Origin of the sequence: Leifsonia virtsii (assembly GCF_030433675.1) — a bacterium.
GTDB lineage: Bacteria > Actinomycetota > Actinomycetes > Actinomycetales > Microbacteriaceae > Leifsonia > Leifsonia virtsii.
Genome location: NZ_JAROCB010000001.1, coordinates 740,332 through 763,734, shown reverse-complemented (window position 1 = coordinate 763,734; position 23,403 = coordinate 740,332). Strand labels below are relative to the sequence as shown.

The following is a 23,403-nucleotide window of genomic DNA, read 5'->3' as shown; positions in this document are numbered from 1 at the left end:
GCACCGTACCGTAGAGGCATGCCGGACCTCCGCCGATCGCTCGCCGCGCTCGCGCCCTACCGCTGGGTGCTCGAGCCGGCGCTGGCGCTCGTGCTGTTCGCGGCGTGGTTCCTGAGCGGGCTGCCGGAGGACCTGGCGGCGACGCTCGCGCTCGCGTTCTACGCGGCCGCGATCGCGCTCTCCCGCATCCTGCCGGGGGTCGCGCTGGGGCTGCTCTGGGCGGGCGTCCTGCTGGAGCTGACCGAGCAGGAGTCCCTGGCGGCCCCCTACCGCATCATCGCGGCCGTGGCCGTCGTCGCCGTGCTGGTCGGCGTCGCGGCGCACGGCGGCCCGGTGCTGCGCTGGCTCGACTTCGCCTCCGCGATCCTGCTGGGTCCGGCCGTGGCGTACCTGTTCACCGTGCGCGGCGACCTGAAGTTCCCGCAGTTCGGGCCGGTGATCGCCGGCTACTACACCAGCCAGGGCATCGGCGTGCTGCTGATGAGCCTCCTGCTGGCCGTCATCTTCGTCGCGGCCTGGCTGCTCGGCTTCCTGGTCGCCCGGCAGCGTGCGGCGCAGCACGGCACCGGCGCAGGCACCGGACCCTCCGTGCTCGTCTGGCTGGCGTCGAGCGGCGGGGCGGAGCAGACGGAGGACGACCCCTCCCGGCCCGAGCTCGTGCGCCGGCTGACGCGCGCCCAGCTCACTTTCGACATCGCGGGCGCCGGGGCCTTCACCGCTTTCTGCCTGCTCATCGGCGGGGTGTGGGACCGCTCCGCGGTCCTCGTCACGATGGCGTTGGCGGTGGCCATCGCGCTGCGCCGGATGTCGCCCGCGGTGTCGCTCTCGCTCGCCTGGCTCGGCGCCGTGCTGCAGATGACGACCGGGCACAACATCCTGGTCAGCGACATCGGGATCCTGATCGTGCTGTACGCCACCGCCGCCTACGGCGACCGCATCGTGCGCGGCGCCGGCCTCATCTCGGCCGGCATCGGTGCGCTCGTCGCCGCCCTCTACCTGACGGTCACGGCGGCCGTCGCCCAGGGCTACTACGACCTCCTGTCTAGCCAGATCGCGAGCGTGGCGCTGCAGTTCGCCTTCCTCTTCGTGGTCAGCGTGACCGTGCTCGGGCTGTCGTGGGTGCTCGGCCTCCTGGTGCGCACCTGGCGCAACGCCCGGGTCGCCCGCCGTGCGCGGGCGGAGGCGGAGCTCGACCGCAACCGCGCCGTCCAGGATGTGGTGGTCGAGCAGGAGCGGACCCGCATCGCCCGCGACATGCACGACGTGGTGGCCCACTCGCTCGCGGTCGTGATCGCGCAGGCGGACGGCGCGCGGTACGCCCGCCAGACCGACCCGGAGGCGGTGGACGAGGCGCTTGCGACCATCGCGTCCACCGCCCGTTCCGCGCTCGGCGACGTGAGGGTGCTGCTCGCCGAGCTGCGGCAGTCGCAGCCCGAGCCCGGCCGCCCGCCCGGCGCCCACGACGGCCCGCAGCCGTCGCTCGCCGACCTGGACCAGACGGTCGAGCACATCCGCTCGGCCGGTCTCCCCGTCACCCTCGAGCGCGAGGGGAACGTCGCGGGGCTCGGCTCCGCGCAACAGCTCGCCGCCTTCCGCATCGTGCAGGAGGCGCTCACCAACGCGCTGCGCCACGGCGACACCAGCCGCCCGGCCGGCGTCGTGCTCGCCGAGGCGCCCGTCGACCACGGCCCCGGCCTCGTCATCACCGTGAGGAACACCATGAGGAACACCACCACCGAACCGACGACCACCGGCTCGCTGCCGCGGGTCGGCCACGGCCTGCCCGGGATGCGCGAGCGCGCGTCCCTCGCGGGCGGCTGGCTGACCGCCGAGGGACGCGACGGCGAGTTCGTCGTCACCGCGTTCCTGCCGGGGGCGGCGGCGTGAGCGGCGCCGCGGTCGAGGCGCCGCCCATCCGCGTGCTGCTCGTCGACGATCAGCCGCTGTTCCGCGCCGGCGTCCGGATGCTCCTGGGCTCGCAGCCGGATCTGGAGTTCGCCGGGGAGGCCGGCAACGGCGAGGAAGGTGTGCGGGTCGCCGCCGAGACCCGGCCGGACGTGGTGCTGATGGACATCCGGATGCCCGTGATGGACGGCATCGCGGCGACGAGCGCCATCATCGCGGACGCCGAGCGCGCGGGCCGAACGCCGCCGCGCATCGTGGTGCTGACCACGTTCGACCTCGACGAGGCGGCCGCGCGCGCGATCCGCGGCGGGGCGTCCGGGTTCGTGCTGAAGGACGCGGAGCCGGAGTTCCTGCTGGCGGCCATCCGCACGGTGCACGCGGGGAGCGCGGTGATCGCCGCGGGGGCGACGCGCGAGCTGTTCGAGTACTTCTCGGCGGCGCAGCCGACCCGGCAGGAGCCGGCCGAGTTCGCGTCGCTGACCTCGCGCGAGCGGGAGATCTTCGTGCTCGCCGCCCGGGGCCTCAGCAACGCGGAGATCGCGGGCAGCGAGTTCCTCTCGGAGGCCACGGTCAAGACGCACATCTCCCGCATCCTCGCCAAGCTCGGCCTGCGCGACCGCGTGCAGATGGTCGTCTACGCGTTCGAGCACGGCCTGACCGGCGGCGAATAGCCCGCGACCTCACCCGCGACTGCGGTGCCCCGGTACAAGTGCGCCCGGGCGCGCACCCGCAGTCGTGACGGGGTACCGCAGTCGCGCGAGGGATCATCCTCAGGGAGGACACAGGATCGCCCCAGCGCCCGATCCGGCGGGGGCGGCCGCTCCCTAGCGTTGAGGGCATGGAGCTGACTCTCACCGAAACGGTGGCGCGCGTCGACGCGGCCACGAAGACCTACGGCAGCGGGGCGGGGCGCGTGAACGCGCTCGACGGCGTCACGCTCGGCATCCCGGCGGGCCGGTTCACCGCCGTCATGGGTCCGAGCGGATCCGGCAAGTCGACCCTGATGCACGTGATGGCGGGCCTCGACTCGGTCAGCAGCGGGCGCGTGTTCCTCGGCGACACCGAGATCACCCACCTCGGCGATGCGGAGCTGACACTGCTGCGCCGCCGCCGGGTCGGCTTCGTGTTCCAGTCGTTCAACCTGGTGCCGACGCTGGACGTGCGCGGCAACATCCTGCTCCCGTTCGAGCTCGACGGCCGTCGGCCGACCCGCGAGCAGTCCGAGTGGATCGACCACCTCGTCGAGACGCTCGGCCTCACCGGGCGCCTGACCCACCGGCCGCACGAGCTCTCCGGCGGCCAGCAGCAGCGGGCCGCGATCGTGCGGGCACTGGCGACGCGCCCCGACCTGGTCTTCGCCGACGAACCGACCGGCAACCTGGACTCGCGCACCGGCCGCGAGGTGCTCGGCGTGCTGCAGGAGGCGGCCCGCACCTTCGGCCAGAGCATCGCCATGGTGACCCACGACCCGGTGGCGGCGAGTTTCGCCGACCACATCGTGTTCCTCGCCGACGGCCGCGTCGCCGCCGAGCGCGGCCCGTCGTCGGCCGAGGAGATCTCCGCGTTCATGCTCGGGATGGAGGCGCGAGCATGAGCCGCCCGTTCTCCGCTTTCCGTGCGAATGCGCGCGATCACCGGGCCGGCATCCTCGTCGCCGCGCTCAGCTCCGCGTTCGGGGTCGCCCTCGTCGGCGGCGTCGACGTGCTGTCGGCCTACATCGGCGCGTCGGACGTCGGCCAGCGCCAGAGCGCGAAGATCGCTCTGACCGTGGTCGGGGTGATCTTCTTCATCGTGGCCGTCTACGTCGGCGCGATCGTCATCACCAACACGTTCGCCACGGTGATCGCCGGGCGCATCCGCACCATCGCGCTGCTGCGGCTGATCGGGTCGAGCGCCCGCGCTCAGCGCCGGGCGGTCGCGGGGGAGGGCCTCGCCGTCGGCCTGTTCGGCGCCCTCATCGGCGGCGCGGCGGCGGCGGTGCTCGCACTGGTCGCGGTGAGGGTGTTCGTGGCGACGGGCGCGCTGCCCGACGGCACCTATCCCGTTCTCAGTCTGGAGATGGTCCCACCGGTCGTCGTCGTGGTGCTCACCACGTGGCTGGCGTCGTGGGTGGGCAGCCGGCGAGTGCTGACGGTGACGCCGGTGCAGGCGCTGGGCGCCGCGCAGGAGCGGCCGCTCGCGGCCGTGCGCAGCCGTGGGCGCGCCGTGGTGTCGCTGGTGCTTCTCGTCCTGGGCGGCGCGCTGCTCGCCCTCGGGCTCCTGCTGGGGGTCGGCGCCTTCGAGGGCCTCGGCGTGACCAGGGACATCTGGACCTACGGCGTGCTGGTCGCGCTGGCCGGAGGGATCGTCTCGTTCACCGGGGTCATCCAGGCGGCGCCGTTCTTCCTCCCGGCGGTCCTCCGTGCGGTCGGCCTCGTCATGGGGCGCAGTGCCGCCACCCGGCTGGCGGCGGCGAACGCGGTCCGCAACCCGGAGCGCAGCTCGCGGACGGCGATCGGCCTGGTCATCGGCGTGACGCTGATCACCATGTTCGTCGTCGCGGCCTCGACGTGGCAGCAGCAGCTCCGCGCGGCCGCCGATGGCGATCCGGCGCTCTACCAGGACGCGGAAGACGTCATCGGCGGCGTGCTCGCCGTCTTCACCGTGCTGGTCGGCTTCTCGGCCGCGATCGCCGCGTGCGGCGTGGTCAACTCGCTCTCCGTCAGCGTGCTGCAGCGCAGGCGGGAGCTCGGGCTGCTGCGGGCGCTCGGCTTCAGCGCCGTCCAGATCCGGCGGATGGTCCTCGCCGAGAGTGCGCAACTGGTCGTCGCCTCCGTGGTGACGGGGCTCGCGCTCGGCACCGCCTACGGCTGGATCGGCGCGCAGTCGCTGCTCGGGATGCTCCCGGGCGGGGGCCTGCTCGCGCCCGCCCTGCCGTGGCCGTTCCTCGCCGCGATCGCCGTCGCGGCGGCGGTCCTCGCGGTCGTCGCGGCGCTGGCTCCGACGCGCCGGGCCACCCGCGTCTCGCCGGTGGAGGCTCTCGCGGTCGAGTGAGCGCGCTGACAGTTGGCTGAACTCTCACAGAGCCTCAGCCAGTCGTGATCTGAGCGCTGAATAATGAGTCGTTCGCCCGTGCCGCGTGAGAGGACCCGCCCTGGACCCGCTGATGACGCTGAGGATCGACAAACTGTCGTTCCTCGTCCCGCTCTACCTCGTCGCCGCGGCGTTCGCGCTGTACCTCCTCATCCGCCCCACCTGGCGGCGGACGCTCGCCGGCCTGATCGCCGCGGTCGCCGGCGGTCTGGTCGGCTGGTTCGTGGTGTGGCTGGTCGACGACGTGATGGACGTGTTCGGTGTCGCCCTCACGCCCGTGACGACGCTGTGGACGGCCCTCGGTTTCGGGGGAGTGAGCCTCGCCGTCGCGAACCTGTTCCGGTCGCGGTGGTGGCGCAAGCTGATCGCCGTCGTCAGCATCCCGGTGTTCCTGGCTGCGGCCTTCTGCGGCATCAACGCCGACTTCGGCGCCTACCGCAACCTGAACGACGCGCTCGGCGTCGTGCCCTACCGCGGCCTCCAGCTGCACAACGAGCACGGCGAGGTCGTCAGCGGCACGAACTGGCGCGCGACCACCTCCGGCAGCGCCTCCGTGCCGGCGAAGGGCGAGGTGGGCACCGTCCGGATCGCGGCGACCCAGTCCCACTTCCCGGCGCGTGAGGCCGTGGTCTATCTGCCTCCCGTGGCGCTCACCGCCGACCCGCCCGCGCTTCCCGTCCTCTACGCGCTCTCCGGCCAGCCGGGCGCCCCGGCCGATATGTTCACGGCGGGCGGCATCGCTGCGTCGATGGATGCGTTCGCCGCGAAGCACCAGGGTTACGCACCGATCGTGGTCGCCGCCGACCAGCTCGGCGGGCCCGGACGCAACCCGATGTGCGTCGACTCCCGCACCTTCGGCAACTCGGCCACTTACCTGCTGACGGATGTGCGCGATTGGGTGCGTTCGCACCTGCGCGTGAGCAGCGATCCGGCAGGATGGGGGGTGTTCGGCTACTCGCAGGGCGCGACCTGCGCCGTGCAGTTCGCCACAGGGCGGCCCGACCTCTTCGGTTCGGCGCTGGCCTCGTCGAGCGAGCTCGGGCCGACACTGGGGAACGAGGAGCTGACCATCCAGACCGGATTCGATGGGTCGAAGGCGGCGTACGAGAAGGCGCAGCCTGCCGCGGCGCTGGCCGCGCACGCGCCGTACCGCGACTCCACGATGGTGTTCGGCGCCGGTCGGAACGACGCCAAGTACACCGCCTTCGCCCGCAAGCTCTACGACGACGCGACGGCCGCGGGTGTGAAGGCCCAGCTGCTCAGCTCGCCCGGAACCGCGCACGACTGGAAGACGGTGCGCTACGTGCTGGCGCACGGGTTCCCGGCGATCGCGCGGCAGATGGGGCTGGGTTCGTGAAACCTCGCGCTGTGCTCGCCCGTGCGGGCCGGCTCATTGTGCAGCACCCCTTCACCACCGGGGTGACGCTGCTGATCCTCGTGCTCGCGCTCGTCACCGGTCCGCTGCGCGGGCCGCACCGGCCGCTGCGCGGTTGGGTCGGCGCCGGCGCCATCCAGCTGATCGACGGGCACTGGTGGTCGCCCTTCACGGCCGTGCTGTTCACCGACGACCTGTTCGAGCTGATCGTCGTGCTCATCCTGACGGTCGCGCTCGTCGGGGTGTCCGAACGGTTGATGGGCACCTGGCGCACGGCGCTGGCGTTTTTCGGCACCGCCGCGGTCGGGATCGTCGTCGGCGCGATCGTGCAGGTGGTGGCGAACAACGTCGGCGAGCTGTGGGCGCGCAACGTCCACGGCCTCCTCGTGCTCGACGTCTTCACCGCGATCGGCGGCACGATCATGACCGCGAGCGCGTTCGCCGGGACGCTGTGGCGGCGCCGCATCCGCGTCATCACCCTGCTCGTCGCGATCATGTACCTGCTGTACTCGGGTCTGCCGTCCGACCTCTACCGCCTGCTCGCAGTGCTGACGGGCCTCGGCCTCGGCCCGCTGCTGCGCCAGACCCGGGTGACCGGAGGCTGGCTGCGCAGCTCCCACCACGAGGTCCGGGTGCTGCTCGCCTCCGCGCTGACCATCACCGCACTCGGGCCGGTCATCGGCCTGCTGGGCTCCACCCGCTACGGGCTGCTGTCGCCGATCGGGCTGCTGTTCAGCAACGAGGCGCCCAGTGCGACCACCGTCGTGGAGCGCTGCCAGGCGTTCGCGGTGACGCGCGCCTGCTTCCGCGACCTCACCCTGGAGCGCATCAACGGCCTTGGACCCGTGCTGCTGTCGGTGCTGCCGTTGCTCCTGCTGCTCGTCGCGGCCTACGGCCTGCTGCGCGGCCGCCGCTTCGCCGTCTGGCTCGCCGTCGCCGTGAACGGCCTGCTCGCGCTGCTGTCCGCGCTGTACTACGGCATCCTCCCCATCGCGTCGACGCGTCCCGTGGTCTCCCCGCGCTACTGGGAGGTCACCATCATCCTCGCGCTGTCGACGCTCGTGCCGCTGGCGATGGCGATCCTGCTGGTGGTCTACCGGCGGCACTTCACGGTGCTGCCCTCGATGCGAGCCGTGCGCCGCTACGTGCTGCTGCTGATCGGCACCGGCGTCGGCCTCGTCGGGCTGTACGTGCTCGTCGGCTGGCTGCAGAAGGACACCGGCTTCACCCGGCCGGTGGAGGTCGGCGACCTGCTCGCCGACGTGCTGGAGCGCTTCGTCCCGGTCAGCTTCCTGCGCCGCGAGCCGGTCGAGTACCTGCCGACCACACCGCTCGCGACGATCGTCTACCACAACATCGGAACGGTGTTCTGGATCGTCGCGATCCTCGGCGCCATCCCCGCCGTGCTCGGCCGCGGCCTGCGGCGCCGGCCGGGCGACGACGCCTCGCACGTCCGCGAGCTGCTGCACCGCGGCGGCGGCGACGCGATCTCGTTCATGGCCACCTGGCCCGGCAACTCGTACTGGTTCGATCCGATCGGCGGCGGCGCCATCGCCTATCGCGTCGAGGGCCGCGTCGCGCTCACCACGGGCGGCCCGTTCGGTGCGCGCGGACCGCACGACGGCGCGATCCAGGGCTTCGCCCGCTTCTGCGACGACAACGGCTGGATCCCGGTGTTCTACAGCGTGGACGCGCACTACACGCCGCTGTTCGAGCGTCTCGGCTGGTCGACGATGACGGTCGCGGAGGAGACGGTGATCCGTCCGCAGCTCTGGGCCACGACCGGCAAGAAGTGGCAGGACGTGCGCTCGTCCATCAACCGCGCCCAGCGGGCCGGCATCCGCTCCGAGTGGACGAGCTTCGCCGCGCTGCCGCTCACCACGACCGTCCAGCTCTCGGATATCTCGGAGCAGTGGGTGGCCGAGAAGGATCTGCCCGAGATGGGCTTCACCCTCGGCGGGCTCGACGAGCTGCGCGACCCGGAGGTCCGGCTCATGCTCGCCGTCGACGAGCACGGCCGCGTGGAAGCCGTGACCAGCTGGCTGCCGACGTTCCGCGACGGCATCGTGGTCGGCTGGACGCTCGACTTCATGCGCCGCCGCCCCGACAGCATCAACGGCGTCATGGAGTTCCTCATCGCCGAGGCCGCCACGCGGATGAAGGAGGACGGCATCGAGTTCATGTCCCTCTCTGCCGCGCCGCTCGCGCACACCGCGGCGACGCCGGAGGACGACAAGGACACGATGGACCGCCTGCTCGGCTTCCTCAGCTCGTCGTTGGAGCCGGTGTACGGGTTCCGCTCGCTGCTCAAGTTCAAGCAGAAGTTCCAGCCGGAACTGCACCCGCTGATCATGGCCTACCCGGACCCTGTCGCGCTGCCGGCGATCGGCATCGCGCTGGTCCGCGCGTACCTGCCGGAGCTGTCCGTCGCCCAGGCCGCGACGTTCGTCCGGGGACGCAGCTGAATGGCTCCGTCGCTCGGCCATCCGTGACCTCGGTCGCAGGCTCCCTCGGCGCTGGCGTCGCGGCATCGCTCCGCGCTGCTTTGAGCTCCAGCGCGCGTGCTATCCTGAGCCCTGTGTACGGTCTGCTCCTCCTTAGCTGCCGCGACGAGTCCTAGTTCCGGGCCTCACTCGTCGCGGAGTTCGTCGTCGGCTCTCCACCACACCCCGCGAAGAGGATGCAGACCATGAAGAACACGCAGGCGCCGAGCGCCATGCCGATCCACAAGTACCGACCGTTCCACGAGCAGATCCGCGTCGACCTGCCGGACCGCACCTGGCCGTCGAACCGGATCACCCAGGCGCCGCGCTGGTGCGCGGTCGACCTGCGCGACGGCAACCAGGCCCTCATCGACCCGATGAGCCCCGAGCGCAAGCGCATCATGTTCGACCTGCTGGTCCGGATGGGCTACAAGGAGATCGAGGTCGGCTTCCCGTCGGCCAGCCAGACCGACTTCGACTTCGTCCGCAGCCTGATCGAAGAGGACGCCATCCCGGACGACGTCACCATCCAGGTGCTGACCCAGTCGCGCGACCACCTGATCAAGCGCACCTACGAGTCGCTGGTCGGCGCCAAGCAGGCCATCGTGCACCTGTACAACTCGACCAGCATCCTGCAGCGGGAGGTCGTCTTCCGCACCGACCAGCAGGGCATCGTCGACATCGCGCTGAACGGCGCCCGCCTGTGCCGCCAGTACGAGTCGCTGGTGCCCGGCACCACGATCTACTACGAGTACTCGCCCGAGTCGTACACCGGCACCGAGCTCGAGTTCGCCGCCGACATCTGCAACCAGGTGCTGGAGGTGTTCGAGCCGACCACAGAGCGCAAGGTCATCATCAACCTGCCCGCGACCGTCGAGATGGCGACGCCGAACGTCTACGCCGACTCGATCGAGTGGATGTCGCGCCACCTGAACCACCGCGAGAACGTCATCCTGTCGCTGCACCCGCACAACGACCGCGGCACGGCCGTCGCCGCCGCGGAGCTGGGCTACATGGCCGGCGCCGACCGCATCGAGGGCTGCCTCTTCGGCAACGGCGAGCGCACCGGCAACGTCGACCTGGTGACCCTGGGCGTCAACCTGTTCACGCAGGGCATCGACCCGCAGATCGACTTCAGTGACATCGACCAGATCAAGCGCACCGTCGAGCACTGCAACCAGCTGCCGGTCGGGGAGCGCAGCCCGTGGGGCGGCGACCTGGTGTTCACCGCGTTCAGCGGCTCGCACCAGGACGCCATCAAGAAGGGCTTCGAGGCGATGGAGGCGCGGGCCGCCGAGCAGGGGGTCTCGGTCGACGATCTGGTCTGGGCCGTGCCGTACCTGCCGATCGACCCGAAGGACCTGGGCCGCTCGTACGAGGCGGTCATCCGCGTCAACTCGCAGTCCGGCAAGGGCGGCGTCGCGTACCTGCTGAAGACCGACCACGCGCTCGACCTGCCGCGCAAGCTGCAGATCGAGTTCTCGGGGGTCGTGCAGGCGAAGACCGACGCCGAGGGCGGCGAGGTCACGAGCGACCAGATCTGGGACATCTTCCAGGACGAGTACCTGCCCGCGCCGGCGAGCGACCCGGACGCCAAGTGGGGCCGGTTCGAGCTGGGCAGCACCACGACGACGAACGAGACGGGCGAGCACGTCGTGCTCACGGTGACGCTGCGCGACGGCGACACCGTCTCCAAGGCCACCGGCGAGGGCAACGGCCCGATCGCGGCGTTCTTCGACATCCTGCACCAGCACGGGGTGGACGCCCACCTGTACGACTACTCGCAGCACACGCTGTCGGCGAGCGAGTCGGCGCTGGCGGCGGCCTATGTCGAGCTGGACGTCGACGGCCAGCGCCGCTGGGGCGTCGGCATCGACGGGGACACCACCACGGCGTCGTTCAAGGCCGTCGTGTCGGCGGTCAACCGCGCGGTCCGCTCGGCAGCGGGGCACGAGGCCGCGGAGCTCGTCTCCGCCTAGCCGTCCATGGGGCGCAACACGCCGTTATCGCTCCCGCGGAACGGCGTGTTGCGCCCCATCGTTTCGCGGCGGGCGCCTAGTCGCCGGGCTTGTCGATGCGGTAACGGGGGAGGGCTCCCGTGTCGGTGCGCTCCGTCGTGCGCGAGGCGCTCGGGCGGCGGCCGAACACCATCCACCGGGGCGTCGGGATGCGGCCGAGCTCCCGCTGCTCCGGCAGACTCCAGCCGAACCGCACGGCCAGGAGCCGGATGACCAGCGTCACCACCACGCAGACGATCGCGGCGACCGTCAGGGGCGCACCGAGGTCGATCATCCCCACGAGCACGATCGTCCCGGCGCCCGCGGCCACCGCGTACAGCGAGCCGACGTGCATGAGCGCGATCGGGAGGTTCAGCAGCACATCGCGCAGGATCGACCCGCCGACCGCGGCGACCACGCCGACGAACACCGCGGGCACCTCCGGCAGCCCGAGCGCCAGCGCCTTGCTCGCACCGATCGCCCCGAAGAGCCCGATGGTGAGCGCGTCGAGGAAGGTGATGACCGGGTCGAGCCGGCGGAACAGCCGGATCAGCAGCATCCCGAGCAGTGCGGAGACGACCGTCGCGGGCAGGTACCAGTTGGACTGCAGCGCCACCGGGGTGACGTTGAGCAGCAGGTCGCGCAGCAGGCCGCCGCCGATGCCGGTCGCCACGCCGATGATGGCGACGCCGAGCAGGTCGAGCCTGCGGTCGCGGAAGCCCGCCGCGAACATGGCGCCCTGCAGGCTGCCGACGCCGACGGCGATCAGGTCGCCCCACAGCGGGATCGAGAGGGCGGCGGTCGTGCTCACCCACCATATGTACCATCTCCCGGCGGCTGTGCCTCGCCGTCCGCATCCGCCGACCTGTCAGGGGAGCGCGCGATACTGGAGTGTGCCTGTCTACCGTGATGAAGCCGTCGTGCTCCGCACCCACAAGCTGGGGGAAGCCGACCGCATCGTCACCATGCTCAGCCGGCAGCACGGCAAGATCCGCGCGGTCGCGAAGGGCGTGCGGCGCACGGCGTCCCGCTTCGGGTCCAGGCTTGAGCCGTTCATGGTCGCCGACGTGCAGCTGTACGAGGGCCGCAGCCTCGACGTGATCACCCAGGCTGAGACGCTCGGCGCCTACGGCGCGCTGATCGCAGACGACTACGCCAGCTACACCGCGGCGAACGCGATGGTGGAGGCGGCCGACCGGCTCACCGACGCCGAGGCCTCCCTGCAGCAGTACCTCCTGCTCGTCGGCGCTCTGCGCTCGCTCTCGCGCCGGGAGCACGGCGCCGGGCTCACGCTCGACTCCTACCTGCTGCGGGCGCTGTCGCTCGCGGGCTGGGCGCCCAGCTTCCAGGATTGCTCGCGCTGCGGCACCCCCGGCCCGCACACGCACATCGTCGTCCAGCTCGGCGGCGTGGTGTGCGACGACTGCGCGCCGCAAGGCGCTCCGCGGGTCGACGCCGACACCATCGCCCTCCTCGGCGCGCTGCTGACCGGCGACTGGGAGGCGGCCGAGGCGGCGTCAGAGACCACCCGAGGCCGCGCCAACGGCGTGGTGGCGGCGTACACCCAGTGGCACCTGGAGCGCGGGCTGCGCTCGCTCCAGCACGTGGCGCACGACAGCGACGATCAGAAGGCGAGTGGATGAGTCCGAAGCCGTACACGCACAAGGACGCGGTCGAGTACCGCCCGCTCGACTGGACCGGGGTGTACCCTCCCGCGTTCCCCGCGGGCAGCGTGCCGTCGCACGTCGCCATCGTCATGGACGGCAACGGCCGCTGGGCGAACCGCCAGGGCCTGACCCGGATCGAGGGGCACCGGGCAGGGGAGGCGGCCCTGCTCGACGTGGTGGCGGGAGCCATCCAGGCCGGGATCAAGCACCTCAGCGTCTACGCCTTCTCGACCGAGAACTGGAAGCGCTCGCCCGACGAGGTCCGCTTCCTGATGGGCTTCAACCGCGATGTGCTGCACCGGCGGCGCGACCAGCTCAACGAGTGGGGCGTGCGGGTGCGGTGGGCCGGCCGCAAGCCGCGGCTGTGGTCGTCGGTGATCAAGGAGCTGCAGTACGCCGAGCGGCTCACCGCCGGGAATGACGTGCTGACCTTGACCATGTGCGTCAACTACGGCGGCCGGACGGAGATCGCCGACGCTGTGCGGTCCATCGCCGACGAGGTGGCCGCGGGCCGGCTGCGTCCGTCCGCGGTGAGCGAGAAGACCATCCAGCGCCACCTGTACCTGCCCGACATGCCCGACGTCGACCTGTTCGTGCGGAGCTCGGGGGAGCAGCGCACCAGCAACTTCCTGCTCTGGCAGAGCGCGTACGCCGAGATGGTGTTCCTCGACACGCTGTGGCCGGACTTCAGCCGGACCGACCTGTGGGAGGCCGTGACGTTGTACCAGCAGCGCAACCGGAGGTTCGGGGGAGCGGTCGACACGCCCACCGCGGCGTCGGAATAACTGCAGTCGTGCACGATGTTGCTTCTTTCGTGAGCGAACCCATCAAGATCGACGTCTGGTCCGATATCGCGTGCCCGTGGTGCTACATCGGCAAGCGCAAGTTCGAGGCCGGCAGCGGCCTCTTCTCGGGCGCAGGCGACGGCCGCGCCGTCGAGGTCGAGTACCACTCGTTCGAGCTGTCCCCGGACACCCCGGTCGACTTCGACGGCAGCGAGGTCGACTTCCTCGCCGGCCACAAGGGTCTTCCCGCCGGCCAGGTGGAGCAGATGCTGGAGCGGGTGACCGGAATCGCCTCGTCCGTCGGCCTCGACTACGACTTCGAGCACCTGAAGCACACCAACACCGTGAAGGCTCACGAGCTGCTGCACTTCGCGAAGGCCAACGGCAAGCAGCTGGAGCTGGCGGAGCGCCTCTTCCGCGCGTACTTCGTGGAGGGCCGCCACGTCGGTCGCGTCGAAGACCTCGCCGACCTGGCCGCCGAGGTCGGTCTGGACCGCGCGGAGGCCGTGGCCGCCCTCGAGTCGAACCAGTACCTCTCCGACGTGCGCGCCGACCAGTCGACCGCTGTCGAGTACGGCATCAACGGTGTCCCGTTCTTCGTCATCGAGGGCAAGTACGGCGTCTCCGGCGCCCAGGACGCGCAGACCTTCGCCCAGGTCCTGGAGCAGGTCTGGTCCGAGCGCGCGGCGGTGACCGCGTGAGCGGCGCACCCGCAGCGGCCGCGCCCGCAGCGGCCGCGCCTGGTGCACCCGTCGGCGTGACCGCCGGAGCGGCCTCGGACGCGGGAACGCCCCAAGCGGCGCCCGCGCTGCGCCCGGCGCTCGTCCCGCTCGGCGGGGCCGGAGCCGTCTGCGACGGCGACACCTGCGCCCTCCCATCCTGATCCATGGGACGCAACACGCCGTTTTGCGTTCGTCATAACGGCGTGTTGCGTCCCATAGACGCGAGGGCGTCGCGCACCCGGCGGACGGCTTCCTCTTCGGAGTGGCCCATGTGTGAGCGGTTGATGCGGACGATCCGCCACCCTCGCTTCTCGATCCGCCACAGCCTGTCGCCGTCGAGGTGATATTGCCGGTCGTCTGTGCGGTGGTGGTCCCCGTCGTACTCGATCGCGACGAGATGATTCGGGTAGGCGAGGTCGAGATGCGCCGTCCGCCCGCTCCCGATGTCGATGACATGGTTGATGCTCGGTTCGGGAAGGCCCGAGCGTACCAGCGCCAGCCGGAGCGTCGTCTCCATGGGAGAGTCGGTGCGTGCACGCATCCATTCGAGAGCGTTGCGCAGGGTCGGGATGCCCGGTCTCCCCTGGGCGCCGGCGACGGCGGAGCGGAGCTCCTCCATCGACGACAGAGGGTCCGTGCGCCGCACCAGTGCATCTCCGACCCGGACGAGATCGTCGTGTCCCAGCATCCCGGCGAGTTCGAGCAGAACCTCGACCGGCGCGGGAACGGGAAGGCCGCGGAGGGTGAAGACGCTGCCCTCGCCAAGGGTCACACGGTGGCCGACGATGCCGGCCGCGCGCGGTGCCCGTCTGGGGCGCCGCGCGCCCACGTGAAGCAGCTCGCGGTCGCTGCGCGGCAGCGGCAGCCCGTAGAGCGCGGCGGCCGTGGCGTGGCTGAAGAACAGCCCGTCCGGCATCACCCGCTGGTAGGCGCGGCAGCGCTCATCGAGCGTCATCGGAGCATCGGTCGTCCGCCGGACGCCGTGATACGGGCTCGTGAGGTCTGTGCGCCGGAGGCGCGATCGCGTGACGCCCGCGAGCTGCGCAGTGCGGGTGGAGAAGGATGACGAACGAGCGATGGGGGGAAGGTCGGCGGGGCGGCGCATGCCGATCACTCTGGCAAATCCGCCGACGCGCCGCGGACGTTATCCACACCCATCGAATCCGTGGGACGCAACACGCCGCAATGCGCGCGTGCATTGCGGCGTGTTGCGTCCCACAGATCGGAAGGGGCGCGCGGCGGCTATTCGGGGTCGGTGATGTCGGCGACGGTGGCGCCGAAGGCGCGGATGAGGTCGTCCGCGTCGACGAAGAGGGAGTAGCCGTGCTCGCCCGCCCCCATCGAGACCGTCCGGCCCGGGATGGTCGCGTCGGCGACGACCGGCCACGCGGTCGTGCTCCCGAACGGCGTGATGGTGCCGCGCTCGTAGCCGGTCGCGGCGAGGGCGACGGAGGCGTCAGGCAGCTGCAGCTTGTTCACCTGGAGCACGCCGCGCAGCTTCGCCCACGCGATCTTGCGGCCGCCGGGAACGAGCGCGAAGACGAAGGTGTCGTCGCTGCGCTTCACCACGAGCGTCTTCACGATGTCGGACGGCTGGATGCCCAGCAGCTCGGCCGCCTCCTCCAGGCTCCGCGCGGCGGGGCGCTCGACGATGCGGATGTCGACCCCGCGGGCTTCTGCGTCGGCCGTGACGCGGGTGCGTCCGGTGTCCACAGCCGCAGCGGCGGGGGAGTTATCCACGGATTCCGGGCTCTCGGCCATAGCTCAGCACGCTTTCTGGGAGAATCGAGTGAGATGTCTACCACAGCCACCCTAAGCCACGCTCCCCAGCTGACCATCGGTCCGCTGGCGCTCGACGTGCCCGTGGTCCTCGCGCCCATGGCGGGGATCACCAACACGGCGTTCCGCCGGCTCTGCCGCGAGTTCGGTGCGGGTCTCTATGTCAGCGAGATGATCACGTCACGGGCGCTGGTGGAGCGCACGCCGGAGTCCCTGCGGCTCATCACGCACCACGAGTCCGAGACGCCGCGCTCCATCCAGCTCTACGGGGTCGACCCGGTGACGGTGCGCGAGGCCGTGACCATGCTCGTCGCGGAGGACCGCGCCGACCACATCGACCTCAACTTCGGCTGCCCGGTGCCCAAGGTGACCCGCAAGGGCGGCGGCGCCGCGCTGCCGTGGAAGCTCGGGCTGTTCCGCGAGATCGTCGAGGGCGCGGTGAAGGCGGCCGGCGACATCCCGCTGACCATCAAGATGCGCAAGGGCATCGACGGCGACCACCTGACCTACCTCGAGGCCGGGCGGATCGCCGAGGGCGCGGGCGTTGCGTCGATGGCACTGCATGCGCGCACGGCCGCGGAGTTCTACTCCGGCCACGCCGACTGGTCGGCCATCGCGAAGCTCAAAGAGACCGTGACCTCCACCCCGGTGCTCGGCAACGGCGACATCTGGTCGGCGGCCGACGCCATCCGGATGGTCGAGGAGACCGGCTGCGACGGCGTCGTCGTGGGCCGTGGATGCCTCGGCCGGCCGTGGCTGTTCGGCGACCTGGCGGCGGCTTTCCGCGCCCGCGCGGGCGAGATCAGCGCAGCAGAGGCTGCGGCCGCGCAGGCGCATCCGACGCTCGGTCAGGTCGCGCAGACCTTCCGCCGCCACGCGGAGCTGCTGGTCGAGTTCTTCGACAGCGAGGAGCGCGGCTGCCGCGACATCCGCAAGCACGTCGCCTGGTACTTCAAGGGCTACCCGGTGGGCGGCGACCTGCGCGCCAACCTCGCCACCGTCGACACGCTCGAGCACCTCGACGAGCTCCTGGCGACCCTTGACTGGGATCAGGAGTACCCGGGCGAGGCCGCGGAGGGCCAGCGGGGCCGCGCCGGTTCGCCGAAGCGCCCGGCCCTGCCCGACGGCTGGCTCGAGAGCCGCGACCTCGACGGCGCCCAGCGTGCCGAGGTCGCCGACGCGGAGGTGCACAACAGTGGTGGATGACGTGGCGGCGACGACCCGCGCGGCGGCTCCCGCGGCACCGGCGCACTCGCACTCGGCCGAGGCCGTTTCCGGGTACACCGAGCACGACCGTGAGCGCTGGCTTCCCGAGCAGCACTCGAACCGCCGGAGCGACTTCGCCCGCGACCGGGCCCGGCTGCTCCACTCGAGCGCCCTGCGACGGCTCGCCGCGAAGACCCAGGTGCTCAGCCCGACCGCCGGCCTCGACTTCGCGCGCAACCGCCTCACGCACTCGCTCGAGGTCGCACAGGTGGGCCGCGAGCTGGCCAACAGTCTCGGGCTCGACCCGGACATCGTCGACACGGCCTGCCTCGCGCATGACATCGGGCACCCGCCGTTCGGTCACAACGGCGAGCGCGCCCTGAGCGCATGGGCGGAGGAGATCGGCGGCTTCGAGGGCAACGCCCAGACGCTGCGGCTGCTCACGCGCCTCGAGCCGAAGGTGTTCGGCCGCGACGGCCGGCTCTACGGGCTCAACCTCACCCGCGCCAGCCTCGACGCGAGCTGCAAGTACCCGTGGCCGGCGTCGTCCTCGGTGGCCGATCCGAGCGGTCGCGCCAAGTTCGGCTTCTACGCCGACGACCACGCCGTCTTCGAGTGGATGCGCGCGGGCGCCCCCGCCCGCCAGCGCTGCATCGAGGCCCAGGTGATGGACCTCTCCGACGACATCGCCTACTCCGTCCACGACTTCGAGGACGCCGTGGTCAACGGCTACATAGACGTCGCAGCGCTCGGCAGCCGTGTCGACCACGAAGACCTCGTCGAATCGATGCACGAGTGGGTCGGCGGCGAGGTGAGCCACCAGGAGCTCATCGAGGCCTTCGACCGCCTCGACAGCATGGACATCTGGCTCGACGGGTGGGACGGCTCCCGTCGCTCGCAGGCGCGTCTGAAGAACCTGACGAGCCAGCTGATCGGACGATTCGCGCACGCGGCCGTGCACGCCACGAAGGAGGCCGCAGGGCGCACCGACCTCATCCGGTTCGGTGCCGACGTGGTGGTCCCGGCGGGCATCCGCGCCGAGATCGCGGTGCTGAAGGGCATCGTGGCCACGTTCGTCATGTCGCGGAACACCCGGCAGCCGATCTACGCGCAGCAGCGGCAGATCCTGACGACGCTCGCCGACATCCTGTACCAGCGCGGCCCCGCGGAGCTCGACCCGGGCTTCGCGGAGGATTGGCGTGTCGCCGACAGCGACGAGCAGCGCAAGCGCGTGGTGGTCGATCAGGTCGCCAGCCTGACCGATCAGTCGGCGCTCAGCTGGTACGAGCGCCTCGTGCAGCACTGACGCGCCGACGCGCGGGGTTGAATCCCGCCGCCGTGTGCAGAATGCTGGGGAGCAAGCCTTCGGGAGGAGACGAATGAGCACCGCACCACCACCGTCGGACGGCGACCGCCCCACCGAGGGCGAAGCACCGGCGACCGAGGCAGCGGCGACCGAACCGGCGGCGGCCCCGGCCGCGCCGAAGGCCGCCCGCCCCGCGTCGCGCGCGTCCGGCGGCACGGGAGCGGCGCGGACGTCGTCCCGCGCGAGCACCGCCAAGACGGGTGCCACCGCGTCCTCCGGAACAGCCAAGCCGGCCGCGAAGACCACCCGCGCCACCAAGTCGGGCACGGCCGCAGCCGCGAAGACGCCCGCCGGTAAGACCCCGGCGGACGGCACCGCGACGCCCGCCGCAAAGAAGCCCGCCACGCGGACGCGCCGCACCGCCGCGAAGCCCACGCCGATCGCCCCTGAGGGCGAGGCGCCGTCGATCATGGACGCGACACTCGGCGCGCGCAACCCGGTCGCGACGAGCCCAGCGGCCGGATCGGTCGCGGCCGACACGTCGAGCTCGCCCGCCGAGCCGTTGGTCGAGACGGAGTCCGCGTCCGGGTCCGAGGCGACCACCAAGCGTCTTCCGACCGCGGAGGAGGTCTACGCGGCACCGGCCCCGACGGCCGCGGCCGCTCGACCGTCCGACACTACTCAGGAGACCGCGGTGGAGACGACAGAGGCCGCCGACGCGGCGAGCACCGTGGGCGAGCCCTCGTCGACGACCGCGACCGCACCGACCGAGCGCCTCGACGCGGCCGACACCGAGGCCGAGCCCGCTGCCCCGGCGGTAGCAGAGGGTGCCGAGACGGCAGGCGCCGTCCCCGGTCCCGACGCCTATGCCGCCGTCTCCGAGCCCGCCGACGCCGCCGCAGGACCGCACGCGCCGTCCGGACGCACCGTGAGCGACCTCGCCGACCGCCTGGACGACTCCCGCTTCTTCTCCTCGCTGTTCGACTTCACGTTCACCAACTACGTCACGCGCAAGCTGGCAGGGCCGGTGTACGTGGTCGGGCTCGTCCTGATCGCGCTCGGGGTCGTCGTCGGGTTCGCCAACGCGCTCACCTCCGCCATCGCGACCCATGCCCCGATCGGGGCGTTCGTCTTCCTCTTCGGCGTGCTCATCACGCTGGTGGGCGCGATGCTGGCGGTGCTGCTGCTCCGGGTGGGCATCGAGGTGTTCTGCGCCATCATCGAGATCGCGCAGAACACGCGACGCCGCCGTCCGCCGGGGGAGTAGTCCACAGATTCGGCCCGGCCGGCCGGAGGGTCGGTCCGGCTCACTAGAATCGAAGCATGGCCGGCCGGATTCGACAGAGCGACATCGAAGAGGTCAAGGCCCGCACCAACATCGGCGACATCGTCGGCGATTACGTCAGTCTCAAGACCGGCGGCGTCGGCGCGCTCAAGGGGCTGTGCCCGTTCCACGACGAGAAGAGCCCCAGCTTCTACGTCCGCCCGGGCGTCGGGCGCTACCACTGCTTCGGCTGCGGCGAAGGCGGCGACGTCTACGAGTTCCTGCTCAAGATGGACCACGTCTCCTTCACCGACGCCGTCGAGCGGCTCGCGGCGCGCATCGGCTACCAGCTGCACTACGAGGAGGGCGGCGGCGGACCGTCCGAGAGCTCCGGCAACCGCGCCCGCCTGCTCGCGGCGAACGCCGCGGCGGAGGAGTTCTTCCGCGATCGTCTCTCCGCGCCCGACGCCGAGCCCGGCCGCCGCTTCCTGGGCGAGCGCGGCTTCGACGCCGCGGCGGCAGCGCACTTCGGCGTGGGCTACGCGCCGAAGAGCTGGGACGAGCTGACCAAGCACCTGCGCGGCAAGGGCTTCACGCAGGATGAGCTCGTCGCCGCCGGCCTCGTCTCCCAGGGCGACCGCGGGGTGTACGACCGGTTCCGCGGCCGGCTGATCTGGCCGATCCGCGATGTCACCGGGCAGACGATCGGTTTCGGCGCCCGGCGCCTGCTCGACGACGACAAGGGCCCGAAGTACCTCAACACCCCCGAGACCGCCGTGTACAAGAAGGCGCAGGTGCTCTACGGCCTCGACCTGGCGAAGCGCGACATCTCCCGTCAGGACCAGGTGGTGGTCGTCGAGGGCTACACCGACGTGATGGCGTGCCACCTCGCGGGCATCACCACCGCGGTCGCGACCTGCGGCACGTCGTTCGGCGTCGATCACATCAAGGTGATCCGGCGCGTCATGGGCGACGACAACAGCCAGGGGTCCGTCATCTTCACGTTCGATCCGGATGCGGCCGGTCAGAAGGCCGCGGCACGCGCGTTCGGCGAGGAGCAGCGGTTCTCGGCGCAGACGTACGTTGCGGTCGGGCCGGAGGGCCTCGACCCGTGCGACCTGCGGCTCGCGAAGGGCGACGACGCCGTCCGGCGCATGATCGACGCCCGCAAGCCGATGTTCGAGTTCATGATCCGGCAGGTGGTGGAGCGCTTCGACCTCGACTCGGTCGAGGGCCGGGCCGCAGCTCTCCGTGCCGGCGCGCCGATCGTGGCGACGATCCGCGACCCCGCCTCGCAGAACGGCTACACGCGCGAGCTGGCCCGGCTGTCCGGCGCCGAGCTGCAGGACGCGGCGCGTGCCGTCCGCTCGGCGCAGCACAGCGGGGCCCGCGGCGGCGGCCGTGGCGGCGACCAGCGCGAGGCGAGCAGGACGGCGCAGCACGACCCGCGCGGCGCAGCCGCCGCAGCCCCCGCCGACCAGCCCCGCCCGCTCGCGCAGTCCGACCTCGCGGACCCGACGCAGCGCACCGAGCGCGAGAGCCTCATGGTCCTGCTCCAGCTCCCCGGCGAGGTGGGCGCCGACCGCGCCGCCCGCGCCGTGCAGGTGCCGTTCGTGAATCCGACCCACGCGGTCGTCCGCGACGCCATCGCCAGCCAGCTCCCGACGATGACCCAGCCCGGCTGGGTGGACCGCGTGCTGGCGGAGGTGCCGCAGGCGTACGTGCCGACCGTGAACGCCCTCGCCGTGGCCGAACTCCCGCAGGGCGGCGACCCCGGCCGGTACGCCCGCTCGATCGTCGACGGCCTGATCGACCGCGACCTGCTCCGCGAGAAGGCCGAGCTCACCTCCCGGCTCGGCCGCACGGAGGACCCGGAGCTGCGCCGGCAGATCTCGATCGCCATGGTCGCGATCGAGACCGAGCGCCGCCGCCTCCGCGGCGAGTAGACGGCCACTGCGGATTCTGCCGTCGGCGCCCCGCAGAAGCGCTCTTTTGTTGCGTCCGTGTAAAGATCGCGCCCGGATCCGCATCAGGATGCGGGTTCCGTGGCCATTCCGTGCTAGGAAAGTTCTCACGCGAACGGCGATCCCGCACGCCTGCTGTGACGTCCGACGCGCATCCCACACCAGGAAGAGGTAATCGGATATGACATCCGCACACAACGGTGGCCGGCGCCTGCTCGCCGTGTCCGCCGCTTTCGCGGCCGCGGCACTGGTGCTCGCCGGCTGCTCCGGAAGCAACAACGGCGGAGGCGGTGGCGGCGGCGCCATCACCGTCGGCACCACCGACAAGATCACGTCGATCGACCCCGCCGGCTCGTACGACAACGGCTCCTTCGCCGTCATGAACCAGGTCTACCCGTTCCTCCTGAACACCCCCTACGGCAGCCCGGACGTCAAGCCGGACATCGCCGAGAGCGCCGACTTCACGTCGCCGACCGAGTACACGGTCAAGCTCAAGCCGGGTCTGAAGTTCGCGAACGGCCACGACCTGACGTCCTCCGACGTCAAGTTCACCTTCTACCGCCAGCTGAAGATCAACGACCCGAACGGTCCCGCGTCGCTGCTCGCGAACCTCGACAGCGTGTCCACCCCGGACAAGACCACCGTCGTCTTCAAGCTGAAGGTGCCGAACGACCAGACCTTCCCGCAGGTGCTCTCCAGCCCTGCCGGTCCGATCGTCGACGAGCAGGTCTTCTCCGCCGACAAGGTCACAGCCGACAACACCATCGTCAAGGGCCACCCGTTCGCCGGCCAGTACGACATCTCGAGCTACGACTTCAACAACCTGATCGCGTATAAGGCGTTCGACGGCTACAAGGGCATCCTCGGCAAGCCGGCCACCGCCAAGGTCAACGTCAAGTACTACGCGGAGTCGTCGAACCTGAAGCTCGACATCCAGAAGAACGCGATCGACGTCGCCTACCGCAGCCTCTCGGCGACCGACATCTCGAGCCTCGAGAACAACAACAAGGTCAAGGTCGTGAAGGGACCGGGTGGCGAGACCCGCTACATCGTGTTCAACTTCAACACCCAGCCGTACGGCGCCACCACGCCGGAGGCCGACGCGAAGAAGGCCCTCGCCGTGCGCCAGGCCGCTGCCGACCTCGTCGACCGCGCCGCGATCGCCGACCAGGTCTACAAGGGCACCTACACCCCGCTGTACTCGTTCGTCCCGGACGGCCTCACCGGCGCCACCACGGTCCTGAAGGACCTGTACGGCGACGGCAACGGCGGCCCGAGCCTCGACAAGGCGAAGCAGACCCTCCAGGCGGCGGGCGTCACCACGCCGGTCTCGCTGAACCTCCAGTACAACCCGGACCACTACGGTCCGTCCTCCGGCGACGAGTACGCGCTCGTGAAGGAGCAGCTGGAGAACGGCGGCCTGTTCAAGGTCAACCTGCAGTCCACCGAGTGGGTGCAGTACTCCAAGGACCGCACGAAGGACGTCTACCCGGCCTACCAGCTGGGTTGGTTCCCGGACTACTCCGACGCCGACAACTACCTGTCGCCGTTCTTCATCAAGGACAACTTCCTGGCGAACCACTACGACAACGCCGAGGTCCAGGACCTCATCGCGAAGCAGGCGGGCACGACCGACAAGGCCGAGCGCACCAAGCTGATCGAGGAGATCCAGGCCAAGGTCGGCGCCGACCTGAGCACCCTCCCGCTGCTGCAGGGCTCGCAGATCGCGATCGTCGGCAAGGACGTGAAGGGCGCCGACAAGACGCTCGACGCCTCCTTCAAGTTCCGCTACGCGGCGCTCTCGAAGTAAGACGGTTCCCGAGCGCGAGCTCTGAGCCGAACCGGGGGGTGGCTCGCTGGATCAGCGAGCCACCCCCT

19 protein-coding genes are annotated in these 23,403 nt (G+C 71.1%); 16 read left to right on the top strand and 3 right to left on the bottom strand.

The window, feature by feature from the left end:
* The first annotated feature begins 18 nt into the window (after window positions 1-18).
* From P5G59_RS03735 to leuA, 7 genes are all read left to right on the top strand, one after another.
* Window positions 19-1,887: a sensor histidine kinase gene (locus P5G59_RS03735; protein ID WP_301216122.1), complete on the top strand. Its 1,869-nt coding sequence runs from the start codon at window positions 19-21 to the stop codon at window positions 1,885-1,887.
* Complete coding sequence (locus tag P5G59_RS03730; protein ID WP_301216120.1) at window positions 1,884-2,576, top strand: response regulator; 693 nt, start codon at window positions 1,884-1,886, stop codon at window positions 2,574-2,576. Before P5G59_RS03735 ends, P5G59_RS03730 begins: the two co-directional genes overlap by 4 nt.
* Before the next feature lie 167 nt (window positions 2,577-2,743).
* Window positions 2,744-3,499, top strand: coding sequence for an ABC transporter ATP-binding protein (locus P5G59_RS03725; RefSeq protein WP_301216119.1), 756 nt, complete (start codon window positions 2,744-2,746; stop codon window positions 3,497-3,499).
* Window positions 3,496-4,938 carry an ABC transporter permease gene (locus P5G59_RS03720; RefSeq protein WP_301216118.1) on the top strand — a complete coding sequence of 481 codons (1,443 nt, stop codon included), beginning with the start codon at window positions 3,496-3,498 and terminating at the stop codon, window positions 4,936-4,938. The genes P5G59_RS03725 and P5G59_RS03720 overlap by 4 nt, the downstream gene beginning before the upstream one ends.
* A 112-nt stretch (window positions 4,939-5,050) precedes the next feature.
* Complete coding sequence (locus tag P5G59_RS03715; protein ID WP_301216116.1) at window positions 5,051-6,334, top strand: alpha/beta hydrolase; 1,284 nt, start codon at window positions 5,051-5,053, stop codon at window positions 6,332-6,334.
* Window positions 6,331-8,817, top strand: coding sequence for a bifunctional lysylphosphatidylglycerol flippase/synthetase MprF (locus P5G59_RS03710; protein ID WP_301216114.1), 2,487 nt, complete (start codon window positions 6,331-6,333; stop codon window positions 8,815-8,817). Before P5G59_RS03715 ends, P5G59_RS03710 begins: the two co-directional genes overlap by 4 nt.
* A gap of 224 nt (window positions 8,818-9,041) precedes the next feature.
* Window positions 9,042-10,814, top strand: a complete 1,773-nt coding sequence (leuA, locus tag P5G59_RS03705; RefSeq protein ID WP_301216112.1) for a 2-isopropylmalate synthase — start codon at window positions 9,042-9,044, stop codon at window positions 10,812-10,814.
* A 76-nt stretch (window positions 10,815-10,890) separates the two neighbouring features.
* Here the strand turns inward: leuA and P5G59_RS03700 are convergent, their stop codons facing one another.
* Complete coding sequence (locus P5G59_RS03700; RefSeq protein ID WP_301216110.1) at window positions 10,891-11,643, bottom strand: trimeric intracellular cation channel family protein; 753 nt, start codon at window positions 11,641-11,643, stop codon at window positions 10,891-10,893.
* Between the two features lie 82 nt (window positions 11,644-11,725).
* Between P5G59_RS03700 and recO the strand changes: the two genes are divergently transcribed.
* Genes recO through P5G59_RS03680 form a run of 4 tightly spaced genes read left to right on the top strand, consistent with a single transcriptional unit; the run spans window position 11,726 to window position 14,167 of the window.
* Window positions 11,726-12,475, top strand: coding sequence for a DNA repair protein RecO (gene recO, locus P5G59_RS03695; protein WP_301216107.1), 750 nt, complete (start codon window positions 11,726-11,728; stop codon window positions 12,473-12,475).
* Window positions 12,472-13,284 carry an isoprenyl transferase gene (locus tag P5G59_RS03690; RefSeq protein ID WP_301216105.1) on the top strand — a complete coding sequence of 271 codons (813 nt, stop codon included), beginning with the start codon at window positions 12,472-12,474 and terminating at the stop codon, window positions 13,282-13,284. The genes recO and P5G59_RS03690 overlap by 4 nt, the downstream gene beginning before the upstream one ends.
* Before the next feature lie 29 nt (window positions 13,285-13,313).
* The gene (locus P5G59_RS03685) at window positions 13,314-13,985 is read left to right on the top strand and encodes a DsbA family oxidoreductase (RefSeq protein ID WP_301216103.1); all 672 of its coding nucleotides are present in this window, start codon (window positions 13,314-13,316) and stop codon (window positions 13,983-13,985) included.
* Window positions 13,982-14,167: a hypothetical protein gene (locus P5G59_RS03680; protein ID WP_301216101.1), complete on the top strand. Its 186-nt coding sequence runs from the start codon at window positions 13,982-13,984 to the stop codon at window positions 14,165-14,167. Before P5G59_RS03685 ends, P5G59_RS03680 begins: the two co-directional genes overlap by 4 nt.
* 32 nt (window positions 14,168-14,199) lie before the next feature.
* On the opposite strand, the gene P5G59_RS03675 is transcribed toward P5G59_RS03680, so the two are convergent.
* Both P5G59_RS03675 and P5G59_RS03670 read right to left on the bottom strand, forming a co-directional pair.
* Window positions 14,200-14,961 carry an endonuclease domain-containing protein gene (locus P5G59_RS03675; RefSeq protein WP_301216099.1) on the bottom strand — a complete coding sequence of 254 codons (762 nt, stop codon included), beginning with the start codon at window positions 14,959-14,961 and terminating at the stop codon, window positions 14,200-14,202.
* A gap of 287 nt (window positions 14,962-15,248) precedes the next feature.
* Window positions 15,249-15,767, bottom strand: coding sequence for an aminoacyl-tRNA deacylase (locus tag P5G59_RS03670; protein ID WP_301216097.1), 519 nt, complete (start codon window positions 15,765-15,767; stop codon window positions 15,249-15,251).
* Between the two features lie 33 nt (window positions 15,768-15,800).
* Between P5G59_RS03670 and dusB the strand changes: the two genes are divergently transcribed.
* The 5 genes from dusB to P5G59_RS03645 all read left to right on the top strand — a co-directional run bounded on the left by dusB (window position 15,801) and on the right by P5G59_RS03645 (window position 23,335).
* The gene (gene dusB / locus P5G59_RS03665; protein WP_301216095.1) at window positions 15,801-16,991 is read left to right on the top strand and encodes a tRNA dihydrouridine synthase DusB; all 1,191 of its coding nucleotides are present in this window, start codon (window positions 15,801-15,803) and stop codon (window positions 16,989-16,991) included.
* Window positions 16,981-18,297 carry a deoxyguanosinetriphosphate triphosphohydrolase gene (locus tag P5G59_RS03660; protein WP_301216093.1) on the top strand — a complete coding sequence of 439 codons (1,317 nt, stop codon included), beginning with the start codon at window positions 16,981-16,983 and terminating at the stop codon, window positions 18,295-18,297. The genes dusB and P5G59_RS03660 overlap by 11 nt, the downstream gene beginning before the upstream one ends.
* A 73-nt stretch (window positions 18,298-18,370) precedes the next feature.
* Window positions 18,371-19,564, top strand: a complete 1,194-nt coding sequence (locus P5G59_RS03655) for a DUF4282 domain-containing protein (RefSeq protein ID WP_301216091.1) — start codon at window positions 18,371-18,373, stop codon at window positions 19,562-19,564.
* A 56-nt stretch (window positions 19,565-19,620) separates the two neighbouring features.
* Complete coding sequence (dnaG, locus tag P5G59_RS03650) at window positions 19,621-21,507, top strand: DNA primase (RefSeq protein ID WP_301216089.1); 1,887 nt, start codon at window positions 19,621-19,623, stop codon at window positions 21,505-21,507.
* 199 nt (window positions 21,508-21,706) lie between these two features.
* Window positions 21,707-23,335 carry an ABC transporter substrate-binding protein gene (locus tag P5G59_RS03645; protein ID WP_301216087.1) on the top strand — a complete coding sequence of 543 codons (1,629 nt, stop codon included), beginning with the start codon at window positions 21,707-21,709 and terminating at the stop codon, window positions 23,333-23,335.
* Window positions 23,336-23,403: the final 68 nt, after the last annotated feature.